This window comes from Cellulomonas algicola, assembly GCF_019024305.1.
In the GTDB taxonomy this organism is placed as follows: Bacteria; Actinomycetota; Actinomycetes; order Actinomycetales; family Cellulomonadaceae; genus Cellulomonas; species Cellulomonas algicola.
Genome location: NZ_JAHKSJ010000015.1, coordinates 15,992 through 36,681 on the forward strand (window position 1 = coordinate 15,992; position 20,690 = coordinate 36,681).

The 20,690-nt window shown below is 73.5% G+C and carries 16 protein-coding genes; 8 read left to right on the plus strand and 8 right to left on the minus strand.

What is annotated here, in order from left to right:
• Positions 1-672, minus strand: a complete 672-nt coding sequence (locus KOV94_RS12165; RefSeq protein WP_218052182.1) for a hypothetical protein — start codon at positions 670-672, stop codon at positions 1-3.
• A gap of 365 nt (positions 673-1,037) precedes the next feature.
• On the opposite strand from KOV94_RS12165, the gene KOV94_RS12170 reads away from it, so the two are divergent.
• Positions 1,038-2,276: an NUDIX hydrolase gene (locus tag KOV94_RS12170; protein ID WP_218052183.1), complete on the plus strand. Its 1,239-nt coding sequence runs from the start codon at positions 1,038-1,040 to the stop codon at positions 2,274-2,276.
• Between the two features lie 70 nt (positions 2,277-2,346).
• Here the strand turns inward: KOV94_RS12170 and KOV94_RS12175 are convergent, their stop codons facing one another.
• Positions 2,347-3,411: an LLM class flavin-dependent oxidoreductase gene (locus tag KOV94_RS12175; RefSeq protein WP_124342859.1), complete on the minus strand. Its 1,065-nt coding sequence runs from the start codon at positions 3,409-3,411 to the stop codon at positions 2,347-2,349.
• Between the two features lie 318 nt (positions 3,412-3,729).
• Between KOV94_RS12175 and KOV94_RS12180 the strand changes: the two genes are divergently transcribed.
• From KOV94_RS12180 to KOV94_RS12195, 4 genes are all read left to right on the plus strand, one after another.
• Positions 3,730-5,298 (plus strand): pectate lyase family protein, encoded by a 1,569-nt coding sequence (locus tag KOV94_RS12180; protein ID WP_218052184.1) that lies wholly within the window; start codon positions 3,730-3,732, stop codon positions 5,296-5,298.
• Positions 5,299-5,509: 211 nt separating this feature from the next.
• A complete protein-coding gene (locus tag KOV94_RS12185) occupies positions 5,510-6,175 on the plus strand; it encodes a hypothetical protein (RefSeq protein WP_218052185.1) in 666 nt (221 codons plus the stop codon).
• 8 nt (positions 6,176-6,183) lie between these two features.
• Entirely contained in the window at positions 6,184-7,419 is a 1,236-nt protein-coding gene (locus tag KOV94_RS12190) for an alpha-amylase family protein (protein ID WP_218052186.1), read from the plus strand.
• Between the two features lie 469 nt (positions 7,420-7,888).
• Positions 7,889-11,248 (plus strand): glycosyl hydrolase, encoded by a 3,360-nt coding sequence (locus KOV94_RS12195; RefSeq protein ID WP_218052187.1) that lies wholly within the window; start codon positions 7,889-7,891, stop codon positions 11,246-11,248.
• 138 nt (positions 11,249-11,386) lie between these two features.
• On the opposite strand, the gene KOV94_RS12200 is transcribed toward KOV94_RS12195, so the two are convergent.
• The 4 genes from KOV94_RS12200 to KOV94_RS12215 form a co-directional block, all read right to left on the minus strand.
• Entirely contained in the window at positions 11,387-12,364 is a 978-nt protein-coding gene (locus tag KOV94_RS12200; RefSeq protein ID WP_235843434.1) for a LacI family DNA-binding transcriptional regulator, read from the minus strand.
• A 160-nt stretch (positions 12,365-12,524) separates the two neighbouring features.
• A complete protein-coding gene (locus KOV94_RS12205; protein WP_124342865.1) occupies positions 12,525-13,280 on the minus strand; it encodes an AIM24 family protein in 756 nt (251 codons plus the stop codon).
• Entirely contained in the window at positions 13,280-13,921 is a 642-nt protein-coding gene (locus KOV94_RS12210; RefSeq protein ID WP_124342866.1) for an AIM24 family protein, read from the minus strand. Before KOV94_RS12210 ends, KOV94_RS12205 begins: the two co-directional genes overlap by 1 nt.
• Positions 13,922-13,934: 13 nt before the next feature.
• Complete coding sequence (locus KOV94_RS12215) at positions 13,935-14,552, minus strand: AIM24 family protein (RefSeq protein ID WP_124342867.1); 618 nt, start codon at positions 14,550-14,552, stop codon at positions 13,935-13,937.
• 302 nt (positions 14,553-14,854) lie between these two features.
• On the opposite strand from KOV94_RS12215, the gene KOV94_RS12220 reads away from it, so the two are divergent.
• The 3 genes from KOV94_RS12220 to KOV94_RS12230 are packed head-to-tail and all read left to right on the plus strand — an operon-like array spanning position 14,855 to position 20,072.
• Positions 14,855-15,211 carry a PIN domain-containing protein gene (locus KOV94_RS12220; RefSeq protein ID WP_218052188.1) on the plus strand — a complete coding sequence of 119 codons (357 nt, stop codon included), beginning with the start codon at positions 14,855-14,857 and terminating at the stop codon, positions 15,209-15,211.
• Between the two features lie 59 nt (positions 15,212-15,270).
• A complete protein-coding gene (locus tag KOV94_RS12225) occupies positions 15,271-17,169 on the plus strand; it encodes an HSP90 family protein (protein ID WP_218052189.1) in 1,899 nt (632 codons plus the stop codon).
• On the plus strand, positions 17,166-20,072 hold the full coding sequence (locus KOV94_RS12230; RefSeq protein WP_218052190.1) for a hypothetical protein: 2,907 nt from the start codon (positions 17,166-17,168) through the stop codon (positions 20,070-20,072). Before KOV94_RS12225 ends, KOV94_RS12230 begins: the two co-directional genes overlap by 4 nt.
• A gap of 62 nt (positions 20,073-20,134) precedes the next feature.
• Here KOV94_RS12230 and KOV94_RS12235 read toward each other — a convergent pair whose 3' ends face one another.
• Both KOV94_RS12235 and KOV94_RS12240 read right to left on the minus strand, forming a co-directional pair.
• Positions 20,135-20,455, minus strand: a complete 321-nt coding sequence (locus KOV94_RS12235; RefSeq protein ID WP_124342230.1) for a type II toxin-antitoxin system PemK/MazF family toxin — start codon at positions 20,453-20,455, stop codon at positions 20,135-20,137.
• A complete protein-coding gene (locus KOV94_RS12240; protein WP_124342231.1) occupies positions 20,452-20,652 on the minus strand; it encodes a hypothetical protein in 201 nt (66 codons plus the stop codon). The genes KOV94_RS12235 and KOV94_RS12240 overlap by 4 nt, the downstream gene beginning before the upstream one ends.
• Positions 20,653-20,690 lie beyond the last annotated feature (38 nt).

Genomic DNA, 20,690 nt, shown 5'->3' on the forward strand with positions numbered 1-20,690 from the left:
TCAGGCCTCCGGCTGCGGGTCGAACGGACGGGTGGCGGGCGCGCCGCGGCGGGCGGGGTCGGGGGCGGCGTACGGGCGGGCCGGCGCGTGCGTGCCGGCGGCCTCGTAGCCTCCGACAGGCTCGGGCGCGGTGACCGCGGGCGCCGGGGACGACTCGTGGGCGTCCGCGTCGGCGCGCTCCTGCGCGCGGTCCTGCTCGACGACGACGCCCAGGAGCGACGTCGCGACGAAGCCGGCGCCGGCCGCGAGGAGGATCGACGTCGCGGTCGCGGCGGACGACGCGACGAACGCCGAGGGGTCCGCGGAGTAGGTGGCCTCGTACGCGCCGGCCATCGCGGCGGTGCCGAGCAGCGCCGCCCACAGCGGGAGGCGCCCGCGCGTGGCCCCGGCGACGGCCAGGCAGACCGCGAGGACGACGAGCACGGCGACGGCGCGTCCGGCGGCGGAGTCGGGCAGTGCGGCGGCCCGCAGCGCGTAGCCGAGCCACGCGGCGAGGAACCCGACGGCGAACGCGCCGGCGCGCGCGCCGGGGGAGCGGTCGGGCACGAGCCCGAGGGCCCCGCCGAGCGCGGCGCCGAGGAGGGTGACGCCCTGGAGGTCAGGGCCGGAGAACAGGACGATCGCGGTCGCGAGGACCGCGAGGGCGAGGCCTGCCAGGATGTGACGCCTCATGCTTGACCACCTCGTCGTGGTGACCGCCGGCGGGGTGCGCCCGGGGCGGTGGTGCGGGGACACGGTCGCCCGACGGGCCCGCTACCTGCACCGTCACCCTTGACGGTGGTCGTCGAGCGGGCCCTCGGGCGCAACCGAGCGACTGTCTAGCAGTCGGTCCGGCACCTGAGCCACGCGGTACTAGGTAAATCGACGCGGTACCAGGTACATCGTTATGTCGCCGTGATCTTCGGCGCGTGAAGCACAGCGGCCGGGACCACGGACGGACGACTCGGGCGGTCCGCGGAGAGCGGCGACGTCGGAGCGGGCAGCCGGCGCCCTACGCTGGGCCGCGTGACCCCCGCGTGCGGCCTCCGGCGTCGTTCATGACCGTCGTCCGCCGGTGGGTCCTCACCACCGCATGGCGCCTGGGGGCCTTCCTCCTCCAGACCCGGTGGATCGTCCTGAGCGTCGTGCTCGCGGCGGCCGGTGTCATCGGCCTCTACCGAGCGACGCCCGCGTGGCTCAACTGGTCGCTCGCGCTCGTCTCGCTCGTCCTGCTGGTGCTGGAGGTGCGCGCGCACGCCGCACGACTGGCCTCGGTGCAGTTCGTCGACCGGGTCGACGACTTCCAGGACGTCGCCGCCTCCCTCCGTGGCTCTGACCGGTTCCGGGTGGTCGACACGGGGGCGGGACACGTGGTGCTCGACTCCGTCGCGGCGGCCGCGATCGCCCGCGGCACCGTGGTGGCGAGGCTCAGCCTCACGGGCTACGTCCTGCCGCGTGAGCTCCGCGGCTACGGGGCCGCGTTCTGTCGGCGCCGCGTCTCGCGCGGTGCGACGTACAACGGCCACCTCCTGGGGCTCGCGACCGACGTCGGCACCGGGCCCACCCTGCCCACGACCACGTGGAACCTCGTCCCCGCGCGGTACTGGGACCACCTGGGGAGCGACATCTTCGCGACCAAGGACGTCCTCGTGTCCGGCCGGCTCGAGAGCGGATTCGGGCGCTCGCTGTTCGTCGACCGACGAGGGCGCCTGCGCGACCATGGCGAGAGCTGGCTGCTGAACGCGATCGGGACGTCGGTGCTCGCGCTCACGACCGACGGTCGGCTGGTCGTCGTCTCGCAGTCCGCCCACAACGAGTCGAGCGGCGGTTTGCTCGCACCGAGCGGCTCGGGGTCCCTCGAACCCGCCGACGTCGGTGCGGCCGGGGCGTCCGACCTCGCGACGATCGCCGCGCACGGTGCGCTTCGCGAGCTGGAGGAGGAGACCGGGCTCCGCCGCGACGACGTGGTCGACTGGCGGCATCTCGGCTACGGCCGTTGGCTCGAGAAGGCAGGGAAGCCGGAGCTGTTCACCGTCGCGGCGCTGCGGGTGGACTCCCACGAGCTGCACCGGCGACGGATCCCCTCCGCCGACCGGCCGTACACGCTCGGTGCCGAGGCGGTGCGTCTGCGTGCCCGTGACGAGTGGGACGCCGACCCGAGGTCGACGGTCGACCCCGCCGTCCGCCACCGGCTGAGCGCTCCTCTCGTCGCCGGGCTCAGCCTGCTGGTGACGGCCGCCGGCGACGCCGCGAACCCCGCTCACCGACTCGTGGTGGGGCGACTTCCCGTGGCCTAGGACGACGGCGTGCCGGTGCGCTGGAGGATCCCCGACGGCGTGCCGGTCGGCCCCGCAGCGGCGCCGCCGGTCAGTCGCGCAGCAGCGGGAGCAGCTGGTCGCCCTGGCGGCGGATCTCGCGGAGGTACGGGGTGTCGGAGAGGACGAAGTGCGTGACGCCCAGGTCCTGGTAGCGGCGCAGGGACTTCGCGACGTCCTCGGGGGACCCGACGAGCCACGTCGTGCCCGCACCCCCGCCGCCGAACCGGCCCGGAGCCGTGTAGAGGTGGTCGTCGAGCACGTCGCCACGAGCGGCGAGGTCCAGCAGGCGCTGCTGACCGACGGCGGTGCCGCGGTGCCGGTCGACGGGTGCGGTGCCGCGCGTGCGGGCGAGCTCGGCGACCTTCGCCTCGGCGTCCGCCCAGGCCTCCTCGGTGGTGTCGCGGACGAACGTCGTGACGCGCAGCCCGAACTGCAGCGGCGGGTGCGCGCGACCGAGCCGCTGCTCGAGGGTCCGGAGGCGGTCGATGCGCTCCTCGACTCCCGCGAGCGGCTCGCCCCAGAACAGCTGGACGTCGGCCTCGGTGGCGGCGACCCGCTCGGCGGCCTCGGACGCACCGCCGAAGTACAAGGTGGGGTGCCGCCGGTCGCCGCGCGGCTCGATGCGGGGCTGGACCGTCGACCCGGTGACCTGGAAGTGCTCGCCGCGGAAGTCGACGTGCTCCTGCGTCCAGAGCCGTCGGACGAGCTGGAGGAACTCGCGCGTACGGGCGTACCGGTCGGCCTGGTCGCCGTCCGCGTCGCCGTACGCGGCGAGGTCGTCCTTGCCGGAGACGACGTTGACGCGCACGCGGCCGCCCGTGAGGTGGTCGAGCGTCGCGGCGGCGGCCGCGAAGTGCGCTGGGCGCCAGTAGCCCGGCCGGACCGCGACGAGCGGCTCGAACGTCGTGGTGCGCGCGGCCAGCGCGGCGGCGACCGTGAAGGTGTCGGGCCGTCCCCAGCCGGTGCCGAGCAGTGCGCCCCTCCAGCCGTGCTGCTCGAGCGCGACGGCCTGCTCGGTGAGCGTGTCCAGGCTGTTGTGGCGTGCGGACACGGGCTCGCCGCGGTGACCCGGCGCGACCTGGTTGGGGATGTACCAGAGGAACTCGGCGCTCATCGGTGACCTCCTGTCGAGAGCGCGCACTGTCCCCCGCGTCTGATGGCATGTCCAGGGCTCCGTCGGGACGTCCCGCGTGGTGAGAAGGGTGCGAAGGTGCTCGCCCGGGCTCGCATCGCTGCAGGTCAAGAGGCTTTTCGCGTCGCGAAACGTTTAGCCGTTGAGTCTGCGGAAACCGCTGTCCTACGATCGAGAAACCGGTTACTCACACGGTGTGGGTGACGTCTGCAGAACCCGCGACGACGCGGCGCAGCGCCCTCGACGGCGCGCGGGACGCACCACGGCACTGCCCCTTCGATGACGAGGTGAGAGGCAACGATGAACCGACCAGTCGCAGTGCGACTCCTCGCAGCGGGAGCCACGACGGCCCTGGCTGCCACGCTCGGACTGACCGCCCTGGCTGCCCCCGGCGCCGTCGCGGTCGCCGGGTCCGCCAACGGCTACGCCGCCCAGAACGGCGGCACCACCGGCGGTGCCGGCGGCACGACCGTCAAGGCGACCAGCGGGACCGCCATCCACCAGGCGCTCTGCGGTCGCGCGAGCACCAGCACGCCCATCACGATCCAGGTCGAGGGCACGATCACCGTCGGCAACACCGCCAAGGTGTCGGGCTCGTGCAACACCGCGGCGGGCGTGATCGAGCTCAAGGGCATCAGCAACGTGACGATCGAGGGCGTGGGCAGCGGTGCCACGTTCGACCAGATCGGGATCCACATCCGCGACTCGCGGAACATCATCATCCAGAACGTCACCGTCAAGAACGTCAAGAAGTCCGGCTCGCCCACGTCGAACGGTGGCGACGCCATCGGCATGGAGAGCACCGTCCGCAACGTCTGGGTCGACCACGTGACGCTCGAGGCGTCGGGCGGCGAGGACCAGGGCTTCGACGGCCTCTTCGACATGAAGGACGACGTCCAGTACGTGACGCTGTCCTACTCGATCCTGCGCAACTCCGGCCGCGGCGGCCTCATCGGGTCGAGCGAGAGCGACACCGGGAACAGCTTCATCACGTTCCACCACAACCTGTACTCGAACATCGAGTCCCGCACGCCGCTGCTGCGTGGCGGCACGGCGCACATCTACAACAACCACTACGTCAACCTCGCCAAGTCCGGCATCAACTCGCGCGCCGGGGCCAAGGCGAAGGTCGAGAACAACTACTTCGAGGACTCGAAGGACGTGCTCGGCACGTTCTACACGTCCGAGCGGGGCACCTGGCAGACCGCCGGCAACATCCTCGACAACGTGACCTGGTCCTCGACCGGCTCCGACAACTACCCCGCCGGGCCGAGCATGGCGTCGACCACCACGGTCTCCGTGCCGTACTCGTACTCCCTCGACGGCGCGTCGTGCGTCCCCAGCGTCGTCTCGTCGACCGCCGGCGCGAACAAGGGCCTGAAGACGTCGAACGGCTCCTGCACGCCGACCAACCCGAGCCCGACGCCGACGCAGACCTCGAACCCGACGCCGACCCAGACGTCGAACCCGACGCCCACGTCGAACCCGACCACGCCGCCGAGCGGCACCAACCTGAGCATCGGCGCGGGTGCGGACGGCTCGAGCAAGGCGTCGGGCACGAGCTACGGCAACGTCATCGACGGCTCGACCAGCACGTACTGGTCGCCCTCCGGCTCGACCGGGAAGATCTCGGTCAAGTGGGGTTCCGCCACGACGATCTCGAAGGTGAACGTCATCCAGGCGTCGGGCGGCGGCTCGATCGGCTCCTGGAAGATCCTCAACGGCGACAACGGCTCGACCCTCGCGTCCGGCAGCGGCGCACCCGGCGTCGTCTCGTTCTCGTCGACGTCGCTCAAGAAGGTGACCCTGGAGATCGTCAGCGCGTCGGGCACGCCGCGCATCGCCGAGCTCCAGACGTTCGCCGGCTGACCCGCCGCTCGACCGGCGGCACCGACGGCCGCGTGAGCGGCCCACGGACCGGGTGACCGACAGCCCGGTCGACCCGGGGGAGCCCCGAGGAGTCCTGCACGAGGACCCTCGGGGCTCCGCCTCGTCGTGACCCGGTCGCCTCGCGGACTGTGCGACCCGTCGCGCGCGTCCGCTCCACCCGGGGAGCAGGGCGGAGTAACGTCCAGCGACCGTGGACGCCTCGTACCCGCCGCCCGCCCCGCCGACCTCCACGACGCCGCGCCGCTCGCTCGTCGGCCCTGTCGTCCTGACGTCGGCCGGCGCGCTGCTGCTCGTCGCCACGATGGTCGCCGCGGTCGTGGTCCTGCGCACGTTCCTGTCGCTGCTGCCGCTCGGCGTGATCGACGCGCAGGGTGAGGCGGGACCCTCGGCGGTGGCATGGACCGACGTGCCGGGCGCGGTCGACGTGGACCTCGCGCCCGGGCGCTACGACGTGTTCCTCGTGGTCGACGACGTCGACGCCCACACGGGCCTCGACGCGGACGTGCGGGTCGTCGGGCCCGACGGGTCGCCGGTCGAGGTCGACGACGCCCCGGGCGTCAGCATCAACGCACAGCGCGGCGACCGGCGGGCGTCCAACGTGGCGGCGTTCACCGTCGCGACGGCGGGTCAGCACACGGTCGTCGTCCCGGGCTCGCCGAGCGACGGCGCGCTCGCGGTCGTCGCGGAGGGGCAGCGGACGTCGTCGTTCCTGCTGGGCGTGTTCGGCACGATCGGTGGCGTCTTCCTCACGATCGTCCTCGGCCTGCTCGGGCTGGGCCTGACGGTGGGCGGTGTCGTCTGGTGGGCGCTGCGCGCGCGGGCCCGTACGGTCGGACCGGCGGCACGCGTCGGCTGAGGAGGGGCATGGGCTGGGTCGAGCACTGCATCTGGTGGCACGTCTACCCGTTGGGGTTCACGGGGGCGCCGATCCGGACCGCGCACGACGCGGCGCACCGGCTGCGGCACCTCGAGGCGTGGCTCGACTACGCGGTCGAGCTCGGCACGTCGGGGCTGCTGCTCGGGCCGGTGTTCGCGTCGGAGTCGCACGGGTACGACACGCTCGACCACTTCCGGATCGACCCGCGGCTCGGCGACGAGGAGGACGTCGACCACCTCGTCACCGCGTGCCGTGAGCGAGGGCTGCGCGTCGTGCTGGACGGGGTGTTCAACCACGTCGGCGCCGGGCACCCATGGGTGCGCGAGGTGCTGGAGGGCGGCCCCGACGGTCCGCTCGCCGACGTGCTGCGCGTCGACTGGTCGGACCCGGCGGCGCCGCGGCTGGGCGACTTCGAGGGGCACGGCTCGCTCGTCGCGCTGAACCACGGCTCGCCGCAGGTCGTCGATCTCGTCGCACGCGTGATGACGACGTGGCTCGACCGCGGGATCGACGGCTGGCGGCTCGACGCGGCGTACGCGGTGCCGACCGAGTTCTGGGCGCAGGTGCTGCCGCGCGTGCGCGAGTCGCACCCCGACGCGTGGTTCGTCGGCGAGGTCATCCACGGGGACTACGCCGCGATCGCGCGGGCGGCGACGTTCGACTCGGTGACGCAGTACGAGCTGTGGAAGGCGATCTGGAGCAGCCTCGTCGACGGCAACTTCTTCGAGCTCGACTGGGCGTTGCAGCGGCACGCGGAGATCCTCGACAGCGTCCTGACCAGCACGTTCGTGGGGAACCACGACGTCAGCCGGATCGCGTCGACCGTCGGCCCGGAGGGTGCCGTGCTGGCGCTCGTCGTCCTCATGACCGTCGGTGGCGTGCCGTCCGTGTACTACGGCGACGAGCAGGGGTACGCGGGCGTCAAGGAGGAGCGGCTGGGCGGCGACGACGACGTGCGTCCGTCGATGCCCGCGTCGCCGGGCGACCTCGCGGCGTGGGGCGGCGACACGTTCCGCCGGCACCAGGAGCTCATCGGGCTGCGTCGTCGGCACCCGTGGCTGGTCCGGGCGACGACCACCGCGACGTCGCTGACCAACACGCGGTACGCGTACACGGCGCGCGCGGGCGACGAGGCGTTGCACGTCGAGCTCGACGTCACCGACGGTCACCGCGCGGTGGTGCGCGACGACGCCGGGACGGTGCTGTTCGAGTACCGCGCCTGACCGGGCTGCCCGGGCGGTGCCGACGCCGTCGCACGCGTACGTGCGGGTGACGCGCGTGCGCAGGGCGGGTGCGGGCGGTGTCCCTCGTCCGGGGACGACTTCCTCCTTCCGCTTGACTTTGTCCGGCGTCGCCACCAGCCTTGACGCTCAACGCCGGTGACACGAGTCAACGACCGTGACCAGGCCTCAGAGACGAGGCCCTGCGCCGGCGACGGACTGCACCACGGCGGTCACGAGCCGCCCGCACCACGCCGGCCACGAGGCACGGTCCGCGCTGCGACAGGGACGTCGCGGCGCCACCGCGCCGACGACCGGCGCCCGCCCCGCACCGGCGCTGCGTCTCGCGACGCCGGTGAGACCAGCACGTCCCGGCGCGCACGTCCCCCGACGCCCGCGCCGGCCCCCGGTGCCGCACGACGCGTCGACGACGACAGCCGGCGGCACCCGACCCGAGAACGGAGACCGTCGGATGTCATCCCATCCCCTGCCGGTGAGGGCGCGAGCCGTCGACCGGCGCGCCCTCGTGGCGATGATCGTGGTCGGCGCCCTGGTGGCGTACCTCGTCCAGGCGCTGTTCCTGCCCGTCCCGCGCGCCGCCGCCGTCGCGGTGGGCTCCGGCAGCTACGCCGAGGGGACGCCCAGCGGCGGTGCGGTGCCCACGGAGTGCAACGGCACCCCGGTCACCAACCCGCGCGCGCACGTCACGTCGAGCTTCCCGGCGGGGGCGATCCCGACGAACGACTGGTGGACGTCGCTGCTGTGGCGCAAGTTCGACTGCAACGCGATCTCCGAGAACCTCGTCGCGCACCCGCTGACGTTCAAGGCGTTCACGAACGGGCTCGGCGTGAGCTACCCGACGACGCCCAGCGTCTCCGGCACGTCGACGGGTGTGAGCGAGTACCACTACTCCTACGCCGAGGACTTCCGCCTCGGCGTCGCGGGCCTGTCGTCGGACGGCAAGGTCGACGGCTACTCCGACTGGACCGTCAGCGAGCTCTGGACGAACGGCTCGAGCAGCCTGCGCACGACGTTCGGGCACGGCCTGCCGTTCGTCTACGCGACCAAGACCGGCGGCAACGCGACGCTCACGACGACCGGCACGCCGACCGTGTGGAGCAACACCAACGCGGCGCTCGGCTTCACGGTCAACGGGCACGACTACGCGGCGTTCGCACCCTCTGGTTCCACGTGGAACATCTCGGGGACGTCGATCAGCTCGTCGCTGAACGGCAAGGACTTCTTCTCCGTCGCGGTCCTCCCGACGGCGTCGGGCAGCAGCACGTCGGACAAGGTCGCCGCGCTCAACGCCTACGCGACCTACGCGCACAACCACGTCACGGGCACCAAGGTGTCGTGGTCGTACGACGAGTCGACCGCGCGCATGACGGCGACCTACGCGTTCACCACGACCGCCAAGCAGGGGTCGGCGACGGGCACCGTGTACGCCCTCTACCCGCACCAGCGCGACCAGCTCTCGGGCGTCACCCCGAGCAGCTACGCGTACGTCTCGCCGCGCGGCCCGATGCGCGTCGTCATCGGCTCGTCGCAGTTCCAGACCGTCACCGCGTTCAACGGCGTGCTCCCGCAGCTCGCGTCGACCGGCTTCACGCCCGGCTCGGCCGACGCGACGCAGCTGAACGGCTACGTCGACCAGGTCGCCGCGACCGACCCGTTCGCGGGCTTCGGCGAGGACACCTACTGGACGGGCAAGGCCTTCGGCCGGGCCGCGCAGGTCATCCAGATCGCCAACCTCACGGGCAACACCACCGCGCGCGACAAGCTGCTCGCCTCGGTCAAGACGCGCCTCACCGACTGGATGACCGCGTCCTCCGGCGAGACGCAGCGGGCGTTCTGGTACAACCCGTCGTGGGGCACGCTCATCGGCTACCCCGCGTCGTACGGCTCGGACACCGACCTCAACGACCACCACTTCCACTACGGCTACTACGTCGTCGCGGCCGCGAACGTCGCGCAGTTCGACCCGTCGTGGGCCGCGGACTCCGCGTACGGCGGCATGGTCAACACCGTCATCAAGGACGCCGCGAACTGGGACCGCACCGACACCCGGTTCCCGTTCCTGCGCGACTTCGACATCTACGCCGGCCACGACTGGGCCTCCGGGCACGGCGCGTTCGGCGCGGGCAACAACCAGGAGTCGTCGTCCGAGGGCATGAACTTCGCCAGCGGGCTCATCCAGTGGGGCCAGGCGACGGGCAACAAGACGGTCCGTGACCTGGGCATCTACCTCTACACGACGCAGGCGTCGGCCATCGAGAACTACTGGTTCGACACCGACGACGAGGCGTTCCCGGCCTCCTTCGGGCACTCCACGGTCGGCATGGTGTGGGGCGACGGCGGCGCGTACTCGACGTGGTTCTCCGCCGAGCCCGAGATGATCCAGGGCATCAACCTGCTGCCCAGCACCGCGGGCCACCTCTACCTCGGCTACAACCCGTCGTACATCGGTCGGAACCTCACGGAGCTCGAGCGCAACAACGGCGGCAAGGCGACGGTGTGGCAGGACATCATCTGGGAGTTCCAGGCCCTCGCCGACGCCCCCACCGCGCTGTCCGAGTTCCGGTCCCAGGCCGGCTCGTACACCGTCGAGGAGGGCGAGTCCCGGGCGCACACGTTCTACTGGCTGAAGAACCTGTCCGTGCTCGGCACCGTCGACCGGTCCGTCACGGCGAACACCCCGCTGCACGCGGTCTTCGTCAAGAACGGCACGCGCACCTACCAGGCCGCCAACATGGGCAGCTCGGCGATCACCGTGACGTTCTCCAACGGCGTCACGCTGTCCGTGCCGGCGCGGTCCGTCGCGTCGACGACGGGCGGCTCGACCGGCGGTGACACGACGGCGCCCTCGACCCCGTCGGGGCTGAGCGCATCCGGCACGACGTCGTCCTCGACCTCGCTCTCGTGGTCGGCCTCGACCGACAACGTCGCGGTCACCGGCTACGAGGTGCTGCGCAACGGGACCGTCGTCGGCTCGACGTCCGGCACGACGTACACGGCGTCCGGGCTGTCCGCCGGCACGACGTACACGTTCGCCGTCCGGGCGTACGACGCGGCCGGCAACCGGTCGTCGTCCAGCACGTCGGTCAACGTCTCCACGCCGTCCGGCACCGGGAGCGACACCACGGCACCGTCCACGCCGGGCGGTCTCGCCGCGTCGGGCACGACCTCGTCGTCGACGACCCTGGCGTGGTCCGCGTCGACCGACAACGTCGGGGTGACCGGGTACGAGGTGCTGCGGAACGGCACGGTCGTCGGCTCGACATCCGGCACGTCCTACACCGCGTCCGGCCTGTCCGCGTCCACGGCCTACACGTTCGCGGTCCGCGCCTACGACGCGGCGGGCAACCGGTCCGCCACCAGCGGCTCGGTGTCCGTCACGACGTCGGCCGGCACGGGCACGGGCGTCGACGCGACGTCCCGCATCCAGGCGGAGGCGTCCAACGGCCAGTCGGGCACCGCCACCGAGGCGACGTCCGACACCGACGGCGGCCTCAACGTCGCCTGGATCGGCAACGGCGACCACCTGCGGTTCGACAACGTCCGCTTCGGCACCACGGCCCGCACGCAGTTCAGCGCGCGCGTCGCGTCCGGGGCGGTCGCCGGGGTCAGCGGGCTCGTGGTCGTGCGGCTCGACAGCCCCACCGCCCAGCCGGTCGGCAGCTTCGCGATCGGCAGCACCGGTGGCTGGCAGACGTGGCGGACCGTCCCGACGAACATCGCGGGCGTGACCGGCACGCACACGGTCTACCTGACGTTCGAGTCCGGTCAGCCGGCCGACTTCGTCAACGTCAACTGGTTCACGTTCCAGTAGGCCGACCGACGACAGGGCGCACCCGCCGGGCTCCACACCGGCGGGTGCGCCCTGTCGTCGTATCAGGACGGCTCGCCGTCGCGTCGTGGGGCGTCACGCCGGGACATGACGACGCGACCGGGACCTCGACGGGCAGGGTCAGGTGGACTCGCGTGCGACGACGTGGAAGACGTCGCTCGTCTGGGACGGCGGCCGGACCGCGGGGTCGAGCGCGGCGAGCACGGAGGCCGCGAGGTAGGACGCCTGCGCGTCGATGGCCTGCCAGATCGTGGTCAGCGGCGGGGCCGCGAGCTTCGCGGTCGGGATGTCGTCGACGCCGATCACGGCGACGTCGTCGGGCACGCGCAGCCCTTCGGCGCGCAGCCCGGCCAGCACCGCCAGCGCGACCTCGTCGTTGTACGCGGCCACTGCCGTCACGGGCTCGTCGCCGGACCGCCACGCGCGCACGGCGGCCGTCGCCGACTCGACGTCGAGCCCGACGGCCGCGACGCGCGGGGCGGGCAGCCCGTGGTCCTGGCACGCGGCCTGCACGCCCGCGAGCCGCCGGTCGGCGAAGGCGGACAGCCGGTCGTCGGCAGGAGCGGCGTAGGCCAGCGCGCGGTGCCCGCGCTCGACCAGGTGGTCGACCTGGAGCGCGCCGATGTTCGTCTGCGGGACGGAGAAGATCTCGGGGTGCGGGTCCTCGTCGAGAGCCGTGCCGACGACGGGGATGCCGGCCCGACGCATCGCGTAGGTGTCCTCGTCGGCGAAGGGCGCGAGGCCCAGCACAGCGCACGGCGTCACCGCACGCCACAGGTCGGCAAGCGACCCCTTGCCGCGGCCGCTGTGCACGAGCACCGACAGTCCGTGGTCGGCGAGCGTCGTCGTGAGGTGGTCGATGAGGGTGTCGATGACGGGCCCGACGGTCCAGTCAGGGAGCACGACGAGCACGAGGTCCGACCGGCCCGAGCGCAGGGTCCGCGCCGCCGCCGACGGGGTGTAGCCGAGGCGGGCCGCCGCGTCGAGGACGCGCTGCCGGGTCGCGTCGGTGATGACGACGCCGTCCTTGGCGTTCAGCACGTAGCTCACCGTGGTGCGCGAGACGCCGCTCTCCCGAGCCACGTCGGCACTGGTCACGCGCGGCACGGTCTTCCTCCTCAACCTGGCCGGACTGCGCCGCCCACCCTAGACCCGCGCACCCGCGCGGAAGCCGCACGTCGTCGAAGAACGCGCAGGCGGCCCAACGACGCCCGTCCTGCGGCGGCGCGGCCGGTCGCGCGCACCGCCGCAGCAGCGGTCAGGCCTGCTGCGACCGGGCGACGAGCTTGTGTCCGAGCTGGCCCGCGGAGTGGGCGTCGAGCATCTGCGTCTGCGCCTCGACGATCCGCAGCAGCGCGGGGTCGTGCCGCTGCACCTCGGACGACTGGAGCAGCACGGTGCCCTTGCCGGTGAAGTCGTACTGCCGCTCCTCGCCGGACTCGCGGCCGAACAGCATCTGCACGCCCGACATGAGCGAGTGCGCCATCCAGTTGTAGTCGTAGTGGTGGCTCGGCGACGGGCAGTCGGCCCAGCCGAGCAGCGCCTCGGGATCGGCGCGGAACGGCGGCTCGACGAAGATGACGGGCCCGTTCGACGACGCGAGGAACTTGCCCGTGCCGATGAGCGTGACGAACCCGGGCACGATCGACTGCTTGAGCTCGAGGCCCGTCTCGAACGCGAGCAGGTTGGTCTGCTTGATCGTGAGGTTGCCGTCGCCCAGGTCGTACGAGTTGATGTCGTTGCCGCGGTCGCCGATCACGAGCTTGCCGCGACCGCTCGCGACGACCCACTCCTGCGCGTACAGCGGCGACGCGAACCGGGCCGCGACCCAGGACGCGCGCGACGCGTAGGCGCTCACGGCGGAGAAGTCGATGTTGCCGTAGTACGCGATCATCGCGCCCTTCGACGTGAACCACTCGCCGTTCAGGTCGATCGAGAACGAGTACGCGTTGACGTTGTCGTTCGCCGGGAGGGTCCGGGCGTCGTAGACCGTGGTGTCGATCCCGCTGATCATCAGAACTTCTCCTCGGACGCCTGGACGTAGACCGTGCCGTGTCCCGACACGTGGAGCTGGAACGCCTCGCCGGACCCGCGGCCGACGAGGTCGCGCAGGCCGACGCTGGCCTTGAGGTCGACGTTCAGCGCGCCGGTGTGGCCGACGTACGCCTGCGGGTCGACGCCGACGACGTCCCCGGTGAGCTGCAGCGGGAAGGTGCCGCCGTGCGACAGCAGCGCGACCGACCCGTGCCCGGAGATGCGCGTGGTGAACAGGCCCTGCCCCGTCATGGCGCCGCGGACCGCGGAGCGGATGCCGCCCTGGCCGATGAACTCGACGCTCGTCTGGAGGTTCGCGTCGTGCGCGAGCAGCCGGTCCGCCTCGACCGTGAGCGAGTCGCCCGTGAGGTCGACGACCGTCACGTGCAGGCCGCGGAACCCGTACAGGACGGAGCCGTTGCCCTCGGTCGCCATCATCGGGTTGGACTCGCCGGACATCGCGGCCCCGACGAACCCGCCGACGCCCTGCCCCTGGCCGCTGATCGGCCGGAACGACACGTTGCCCTCGTACCCGAGCATCGCGCCGCGCCGCGCGAGCACCGGGTTCTGCGTCGTCACGGGGATGCGGACGACCTTGCTGTTGACCTTCTCGAACGCCATCGTCGTCGCCCTCTCAGCGCTCGGCCGGCTGGATGTAGACGGTGCCGTTGCCCTCGAACCGCAGGGAGAACGGCTCGCCCCCGTCCTCGCCGATGACGGACCGCCAGGAGACGCCCGACACGAGGCTCATCTGCGTCTGCCCGGTGCCCGCGACGTACACGTCCGGGTCGACGACGAGCGGCTCGCCGGGGGTGACGGCAAGGGCGATCAGCGGGCCCTCGGACATGATCGCGACCTGCCCGGTGCCGGTCACGGTGGTCGTGGCGAGGCCCTGCCCGCTGGTCATGCCCCGCAGCCCGGCGAACTGCACGTCGAGCTGGAGACCGTCGGTCACGGCGAGGATGTGGTCGGACTCGACCGTCAGCCGGTCGTTCTGCAGCTGCACGACGGTCACGTCCATCGCGTCCTGCGCGAGGTAGACGCGGCCCGCGCCGCTGCACGTCATGAGGGAGATCGACTCGCCGGCGACGCGCTGCTTGAGCGCGGCGCGGAAACCGCCGCCGCCGCCCATGCCGGCCGACTTGAACTCGACCTTGCCGGTGTAGGCGACCATCGAGCCGGACGCGGCCCGGACGGAGTCGCCCTGGAGGTCGGCGTGCAGGACGCGCTTGTCCGCGGTGAGGACGGCCACGGTTCCCCTGTCTGACGGGCGCGCGCGTGAGCGCGCGGGCGGAGGGCGACGCCACGTCCGGGGGCGGTGGGCGTCAGGACTCCGGGGAGCCTAACCGTGCGGTGCGACGCCCGCGCCGCGTTCGGGCCGGGAGAGCAGGTGATTCCCCGACTCGGGGGAACCGCCCCCGGCGCGACGACGCGACGACGCCCCGACGGCGCGACATCGATGCCTCGCGGCCGCGCCGATGTCGCTCAGTTCGCCACCTTCCCCCGCGCCACCGAGCGCGACATAAGTCGGCCCTCGTCCGGCTCCCGTACGCGGTGGACCGTGATCTCTGGCAGTCGCGGCTGGAACGCGGTCTGCTCCGCATCACCGTCGTCACGCGGCTCGAGGTCGGCTTCAGCGCGGTGTCCGCCCGAGCCGCACGCGCGGCCGGCGACGTCCCCCCGATCTCGCTGATGCCCGTCGAGCACCTCACGCCCGGGATCGAGGCGCGTGCGGTCGAGGTGCAGATCCTTCTCGCCGAGCGCGGCGAGCACCGATCAGCCTCCATCCCTGACCTTCTGGTGGCGGCGACGGCGGAGAAGCTGGGCCTCACGGTGCTCGCGGTCGACAAGAATCTCGACCTGATCGCCGACGTGACCGGCCAGCGGGTCGAGACGCTCGACTTCGCCTGAGAGCGTCCTGCCCCGGAGAACCGGCACCGGGCGCGGGGGTTGGCACCTACAGTGCACGGGTGCCTGACGACGGGACGAGCGGGACGACGACGCAGAGCGCCTTCCAGGTCGACCTGCGCGGCGTCGTCGAGCTCCTGAGCCACCACCTCTACTCCGGCCCGCGCGTGTACGTGCGCGAGGTCGTCCAGAACGCGGTCGACGCGGTGACGGTGCGCGGCGCGCACGACGACCGCCCGGCGCTGCTCCTGGTCCCGGCCGACGTGTCCGACGACGGCCGCCTGCACGCGATGGACTCGGGCGTCGGGCTCGACGAGGACGACGTACGCACGTTCCTCGCGACGATCGGCCGGTCGAGCAAGCGCGACGAGCTCGGCCTGGCGCGGTCCGACCTGCTCGGGCGGTTCGGCATCGGGCTGCTGTCGTGCTTCATGGTCACGGACGCGATCGAGGTCGTGTCCCGCCGCGGCGACCGGGCCGACGAGCCGCCCGTGCGCTGGGTCGGCGAGGCGGACGGGACGTACCGGCTGCAGCCCTGGGCCGGGAACGAGCAGGCGGACGACGAGCGCGCCGGCTGGCTCGGCGCCGGCCCGGGCACGTGCGTCGCCCTCGCACCGCGCCGCGGGTCGGAGCACCTGCTGAGCAGCCCGAGCGTCGTCGAGCTGGCCCGGCACTACGGCGCGTACCTGCCGCACCGCGTGGTCGTCCGCACGCCCGACGGCGACGTCGAGGTGAGCGACCGGACCCCGCCGTGGCGCGAGACGGACCCCGAGCGGCGACGCGACGCGTGCGTGCGGCTCGCGGAGGCCGAGCTCGGCGGGACGCCGTTCCACGTGCTGCCGATCCGGGTGCCGGAGGCCGGGCTCGACGGCGTCGCCGTGATCGCCGGGCAGCGCTCGTCGAGCGCGCGGCACGGGCGCCACCGCGTGCACCTCAAGGGCATGCTGCTGTCCGACCAGGTGCCGGACCTCGTCCCCGAGTGGGCGTTCTTCGTGCGGTGCGCGGTCGACGCGGAGCTGCTGCGCCCGACGGCGGACCGCGAGGGTCTCGTCGAGGACGACCTGCTGGAGCACGTCCGCACGTCGATCGGCGAGCAGGTCCGCGCGTGGCTCGTGCGGCTCGCGGCGACGCAGCCGCACCGGCTGCGCGAGTTCCTGTCGCTGCACGACACCGCGGTCAAGGCGCTCGCGCTGCACGACGACGAGCTGCTGCGCATCGTCCTGCCGCTGCTGCCCTTCGAGACGAACCAGGGCGTCACGACGCTGCCCGAGCTGCTGGCCACGACCGACGTCGTGCGCGTCACGCAGTCGATCGACGACTTCCGGCAGGTCGGGGCGGTGCTCGCCGCGCAAGGCGTGGCGGTCGTCAACGGCGGGTACACGTTCGACCTCGCGCTCGTGCACCGGCTGGTCGACGTCCGGCCCGACGCGGTCGTGGAGCGCGTGACGCCGACGGACGTCGAGGGGCACGTGCGGTTCGTCGGGGAGGAGCGCGCGCGTGAGGTCGCGTCGGCGCTCGACGAGGTCCGGGCGGTCCTCGACGCCGTCCAGGTGGACGTCGAGCTGCGCTCGTACGCACCCGCGACGCTCCCTGCGCTGCTGGTCGAGGACGACGCCGCGCAGGACCGGCGCGAGGTCCGGGCGGTGGCCGCCGAGGTCGACGACGCGTGGGGTGCGCTGCTCGGCGCGCTCGACGACGGCGGCAGCGACCGCCCGCGCCTGCTGCTCAACGACGCCAACCCGACGGTGCGGCGCGTGCTCGCGCTCGACGACGCGGCGCTGCGCGGCGTCGCCGCCGAGACGCTGTACGGCCGCGCCCTCCTCGCCGCACCGCGCCGTCTGCGCCCCGCCGACTCGGCCCTGCTCGACCGTTCGTTCAACGCCCTGCTCGACCGCGCGGTCGCGACGGCGACCCCCGCCACCGAGACCTCCGCCACCGACCCCGAGGGGACGACCCGATGACCGTGACGCGTGCCGAGGTCGAGGAGCTGCTCCACCGGCTCGCGCAGACGCCGCCGAACGCGAAGCCCGACGTCGCGACGGAGCTCGTCCAGGTCGCCGACGCGCAGGGCGACGCCGACCTGCGGTTCCGCGCCCGCCTGGCGTACGTGTCGTCGCTGCACCACGCCAACGACCGGCACCGCATGTTCGCGCCGTTCGTCTACGTCCTCCAGCAGTACGACGCCGCGCCCGGCTGGATGACGGAGGAGCAGCGGTGGGAGGTCCTCTGGCTGCACAAGTGGATGGTCACGTGGCTCGTCGACCACCCGCAGGTGCCGCTCGCGCAGCTCCAGGAGGTGCTCGACGGCATGCGGCGCCGGTACGCGGAAGCCGGCGAAGGGCTCGCGCCCGTGCTCGGCTGCGCGTACGTGCTGCGCGCGCACGTCGACGGTGAAGCCGCGGCCGAGGCCGAGTTCGACGCGTGGGTGCGCGCGCCGCGCACGCACCTGTCGGACTGCGAGGGCTGCGAGCCGTCGGCGCGCATCGCGCACCTCGCCGAGCTGGGCCGGCACGCGGACGTGCTCGCCGAGCTCGCGCCCGTGGTCGACGGCGACGTGGGGTGCAGCGAGCAGCCGCAGGTCGCGATCGGCGAGGCGCTGACGTCGCTCGTCGTCGTCGGCGACCACGACCGCGCCGCGACGCTGCACCGCACCGCGTTCCGGGCGAGCCGGTCCAACCCCGCGGACACGGCCTCGGTCGCGCGGCACCTGCACGTGCTCGCGCGCACCGGCAACCTCACGCGCGGGCTCGAGGTGCTCGGCGAGCAGCGGCACGCGCTCGAGCACCCGTCGTCGCCCTACGCGGGGATGGAGCTCGCCGCGGCGGCGACGCGACTGCTGCACGCGGTCGTCGCGGCCGGGGACGGCGACGCGACGGTCCGCGGTGGCGGTCGGCCGCCCGAGCGCGCCGCCGACCTGCTGGCCCGCGTCGAGGAGCAGACGTGGTCGCTCGCGCGCGCGTTCGACGAGCGCAACGGCACGACGGCCGTCGGCGACCGCGTGCGCGCGTGGGTCGAGGCACCCGACCTCCCGCACCTCCCGCTCGGCCCCGTCACGGCCCCCGCCGAGACCGTCGCGCGCCTCGACGTGGTCCGGACCCCGCTCGACCCGACGTTCGGCGCCGACCCGGGCGGCCTCGACCTGCCCGCGCTCGCGGAGCTCGTGATCCTCGCGCGCCGCCGTGCGTCGACCCCGACGTGGACGCGTCTCGTGGCGCACTGGAAGGCGCGCCGCGACGGCGAGCTCGCGACCCTCGACCGGGTCGACGCCGTCGCCGTGCGCGCCGCCGCGGATCTCGACGCGTTCGCGCTGTGGGCGCCGTCCCCGCAGCCCGACGTGTCGCTCGCGACGAGCGCCGCGGAGCTCTACCGGACGCTCGGCGACGAGGCCGAGGCCGTGCTCGTCGAGGTCCTGGCGGACCTGCACGCCGGTCGCCCGGTCGACGTGGCCGCCGTGATCGCGGCCGTCGACGCGCACGGCACCCCCGTCCAGCGGGCGCGCGTCCGGTCGCGGGTCGCCGCCGAGGCGCTCGAGGAGCAGGCCCGGGCGCTCCACACGGAGGCCTACGCGATCCTCGTCGAGGCCCGCCCGACCTCCGCCGAGGACCGGTCGGTCGCGGCGCGCGTGCTGCTCGACGTCACGCCGTTCGGCCCCGACCGTCCGGCCGTCCTGCAGAGCGCGCTCGACCTGCTCGACGACGGCGACGAGCCCATGCTGCGCGCGCAGGTCGCGGCCGAGCGGGCCGTCGCGAGCGCGCAGGACGGTGACCTCGACGCCGCGCACGCGCACTTCGACGAGGCCGCCCGGGTCGCGCGCGTCGCCGGTGCGCCCGAGGTGCTGCTCCAGGTCGAGGCGCGCCGCGCGCACGTGCTCGCCGGGACCGGTCAGCCGGACCGCGCGGAGGCGCTCGCGCTCGCGGTCGCCGCGGCCGCGCGCGAGGTCGAGCGCCCGGACCTCGCGATCGAGCAGAGCACGCTCGCGGCGCAGCTCATGGCGTCGCGCGGCCGCGAGCTCGAGGCCGTCGAGGTCGCCGAGGCCGCGCTCGGGCTCGTCTACCCCGACGCCGCTGTGTCGCGGCAGCACCGCGCGCTGCGCCGCCACCTGCGCGCCCAGCTGCTCGACCTCACGTCACGCCTGTCCGCCGCGCTCGGCGAGCAGGACCGCGCCGTCGCGCTCGCCCGCGAGGCCGTCGACCTCGCGAGCGGCCCCGCCGAGCCCGGCGCCGAACCCGACCCCGGTGCGGCCGCGGTCGTCGCGCGCCTCGCTGGGCTCGTGGAGGACGACGACGCCGTCGAGGCCACCCGCCTCTACGCGCACGCGCTCGACCTCGCCGAGCGCGCCGGTCAGGACGCGTTCGCGCAGGTCGTGCGGCGCGAGCGGGTCGCGGCGCGGTTCGACGCCGACGGGGTCGACGCCGCGCTGCGGGACGTCGACGACGCCGCCCGGTCCAACGCGGCGGCCCACGCCCGCACGCTCGCCGACCCCGACGCGGCGGCGGCCTGGCAGGGCTGGGACTTCGCGTGGGAGGACGTCGTGCTCGCGGGCATGCGCAGCCGGGTGCTCGCGTCGGCGGGGCTCGTCGACGACGCGCTCGCGGCCGTCGAGGGGCTGCCCGCGCGGTGGGACGAGGTCGGCGGGCGGGTCGAGGCGATCGACGCCGAGATCCTGCGCGGCCGGCTGCTGCTGCACACTCCCCGCCCGGACGACGGCGTCGCCGCGCTCGAGTCCGCCGCGCTGCGCGCCCGCGCCGCCGGGGAGACGTCGCTCGTGCACTCGGCCGCCGGCACCGCGGCGAGCTGGCTCGACGAGTCCGGCCGTCCCGCGGAGGCGCAGGCGCTGTGGGACCGCCTGGTCGCGGACGTCTGACGACGTCGGGGCGAGGCCCGCGGGCTGCAGGGAGCGCCGTGCCCGCGGCGTGGGCGCGAACGTCAGTCGAGGCCGAGATAGCGGCTGACGGTGTGCTCCAGCTCGGCGAGCTCGTCAGGTCCGAGATGGTCGACGGGGTCTCCGTGGATGTGGTCGACGTCGACCGCCCGCAGCTGGTCGACGAGCAGCACGGTCGTCTGACCGGCGAGCTCGAGCTGCGGACGGAAGCGAGCTGGCTGCGCCCGAGTGCTGGTCGGGACCACGACGACGACCGACCAGGCCACACCTGTGGCGGGCGCGAGCACGACGCCGTAGCGGCGACCGCCCTGCTCGTGACCGCGCGCCGCACCGAGGTCGACGCGGTACACCGCGCCGCGGATCACCAGGCGTCGGGTTCGGTCGTCAGGTCCTCGTCGGCCAGGCGCTCCATGTCGTCACGGGCACCCTGCCACCACATCTCGCGGTCGAGGAGGGCGAGGCCGCGCTTGATCGCGTCGCTGGTCGAGGTGCCGTGCTCTGCGGCCCGCGCGAGCACGTCGAGCTCGGCGGGGCCGGGCCGGAAGCCGATCGTCTTGCTCATGCTTCGATGTTACACATCTGTGCAACAGAGGTTCGCGG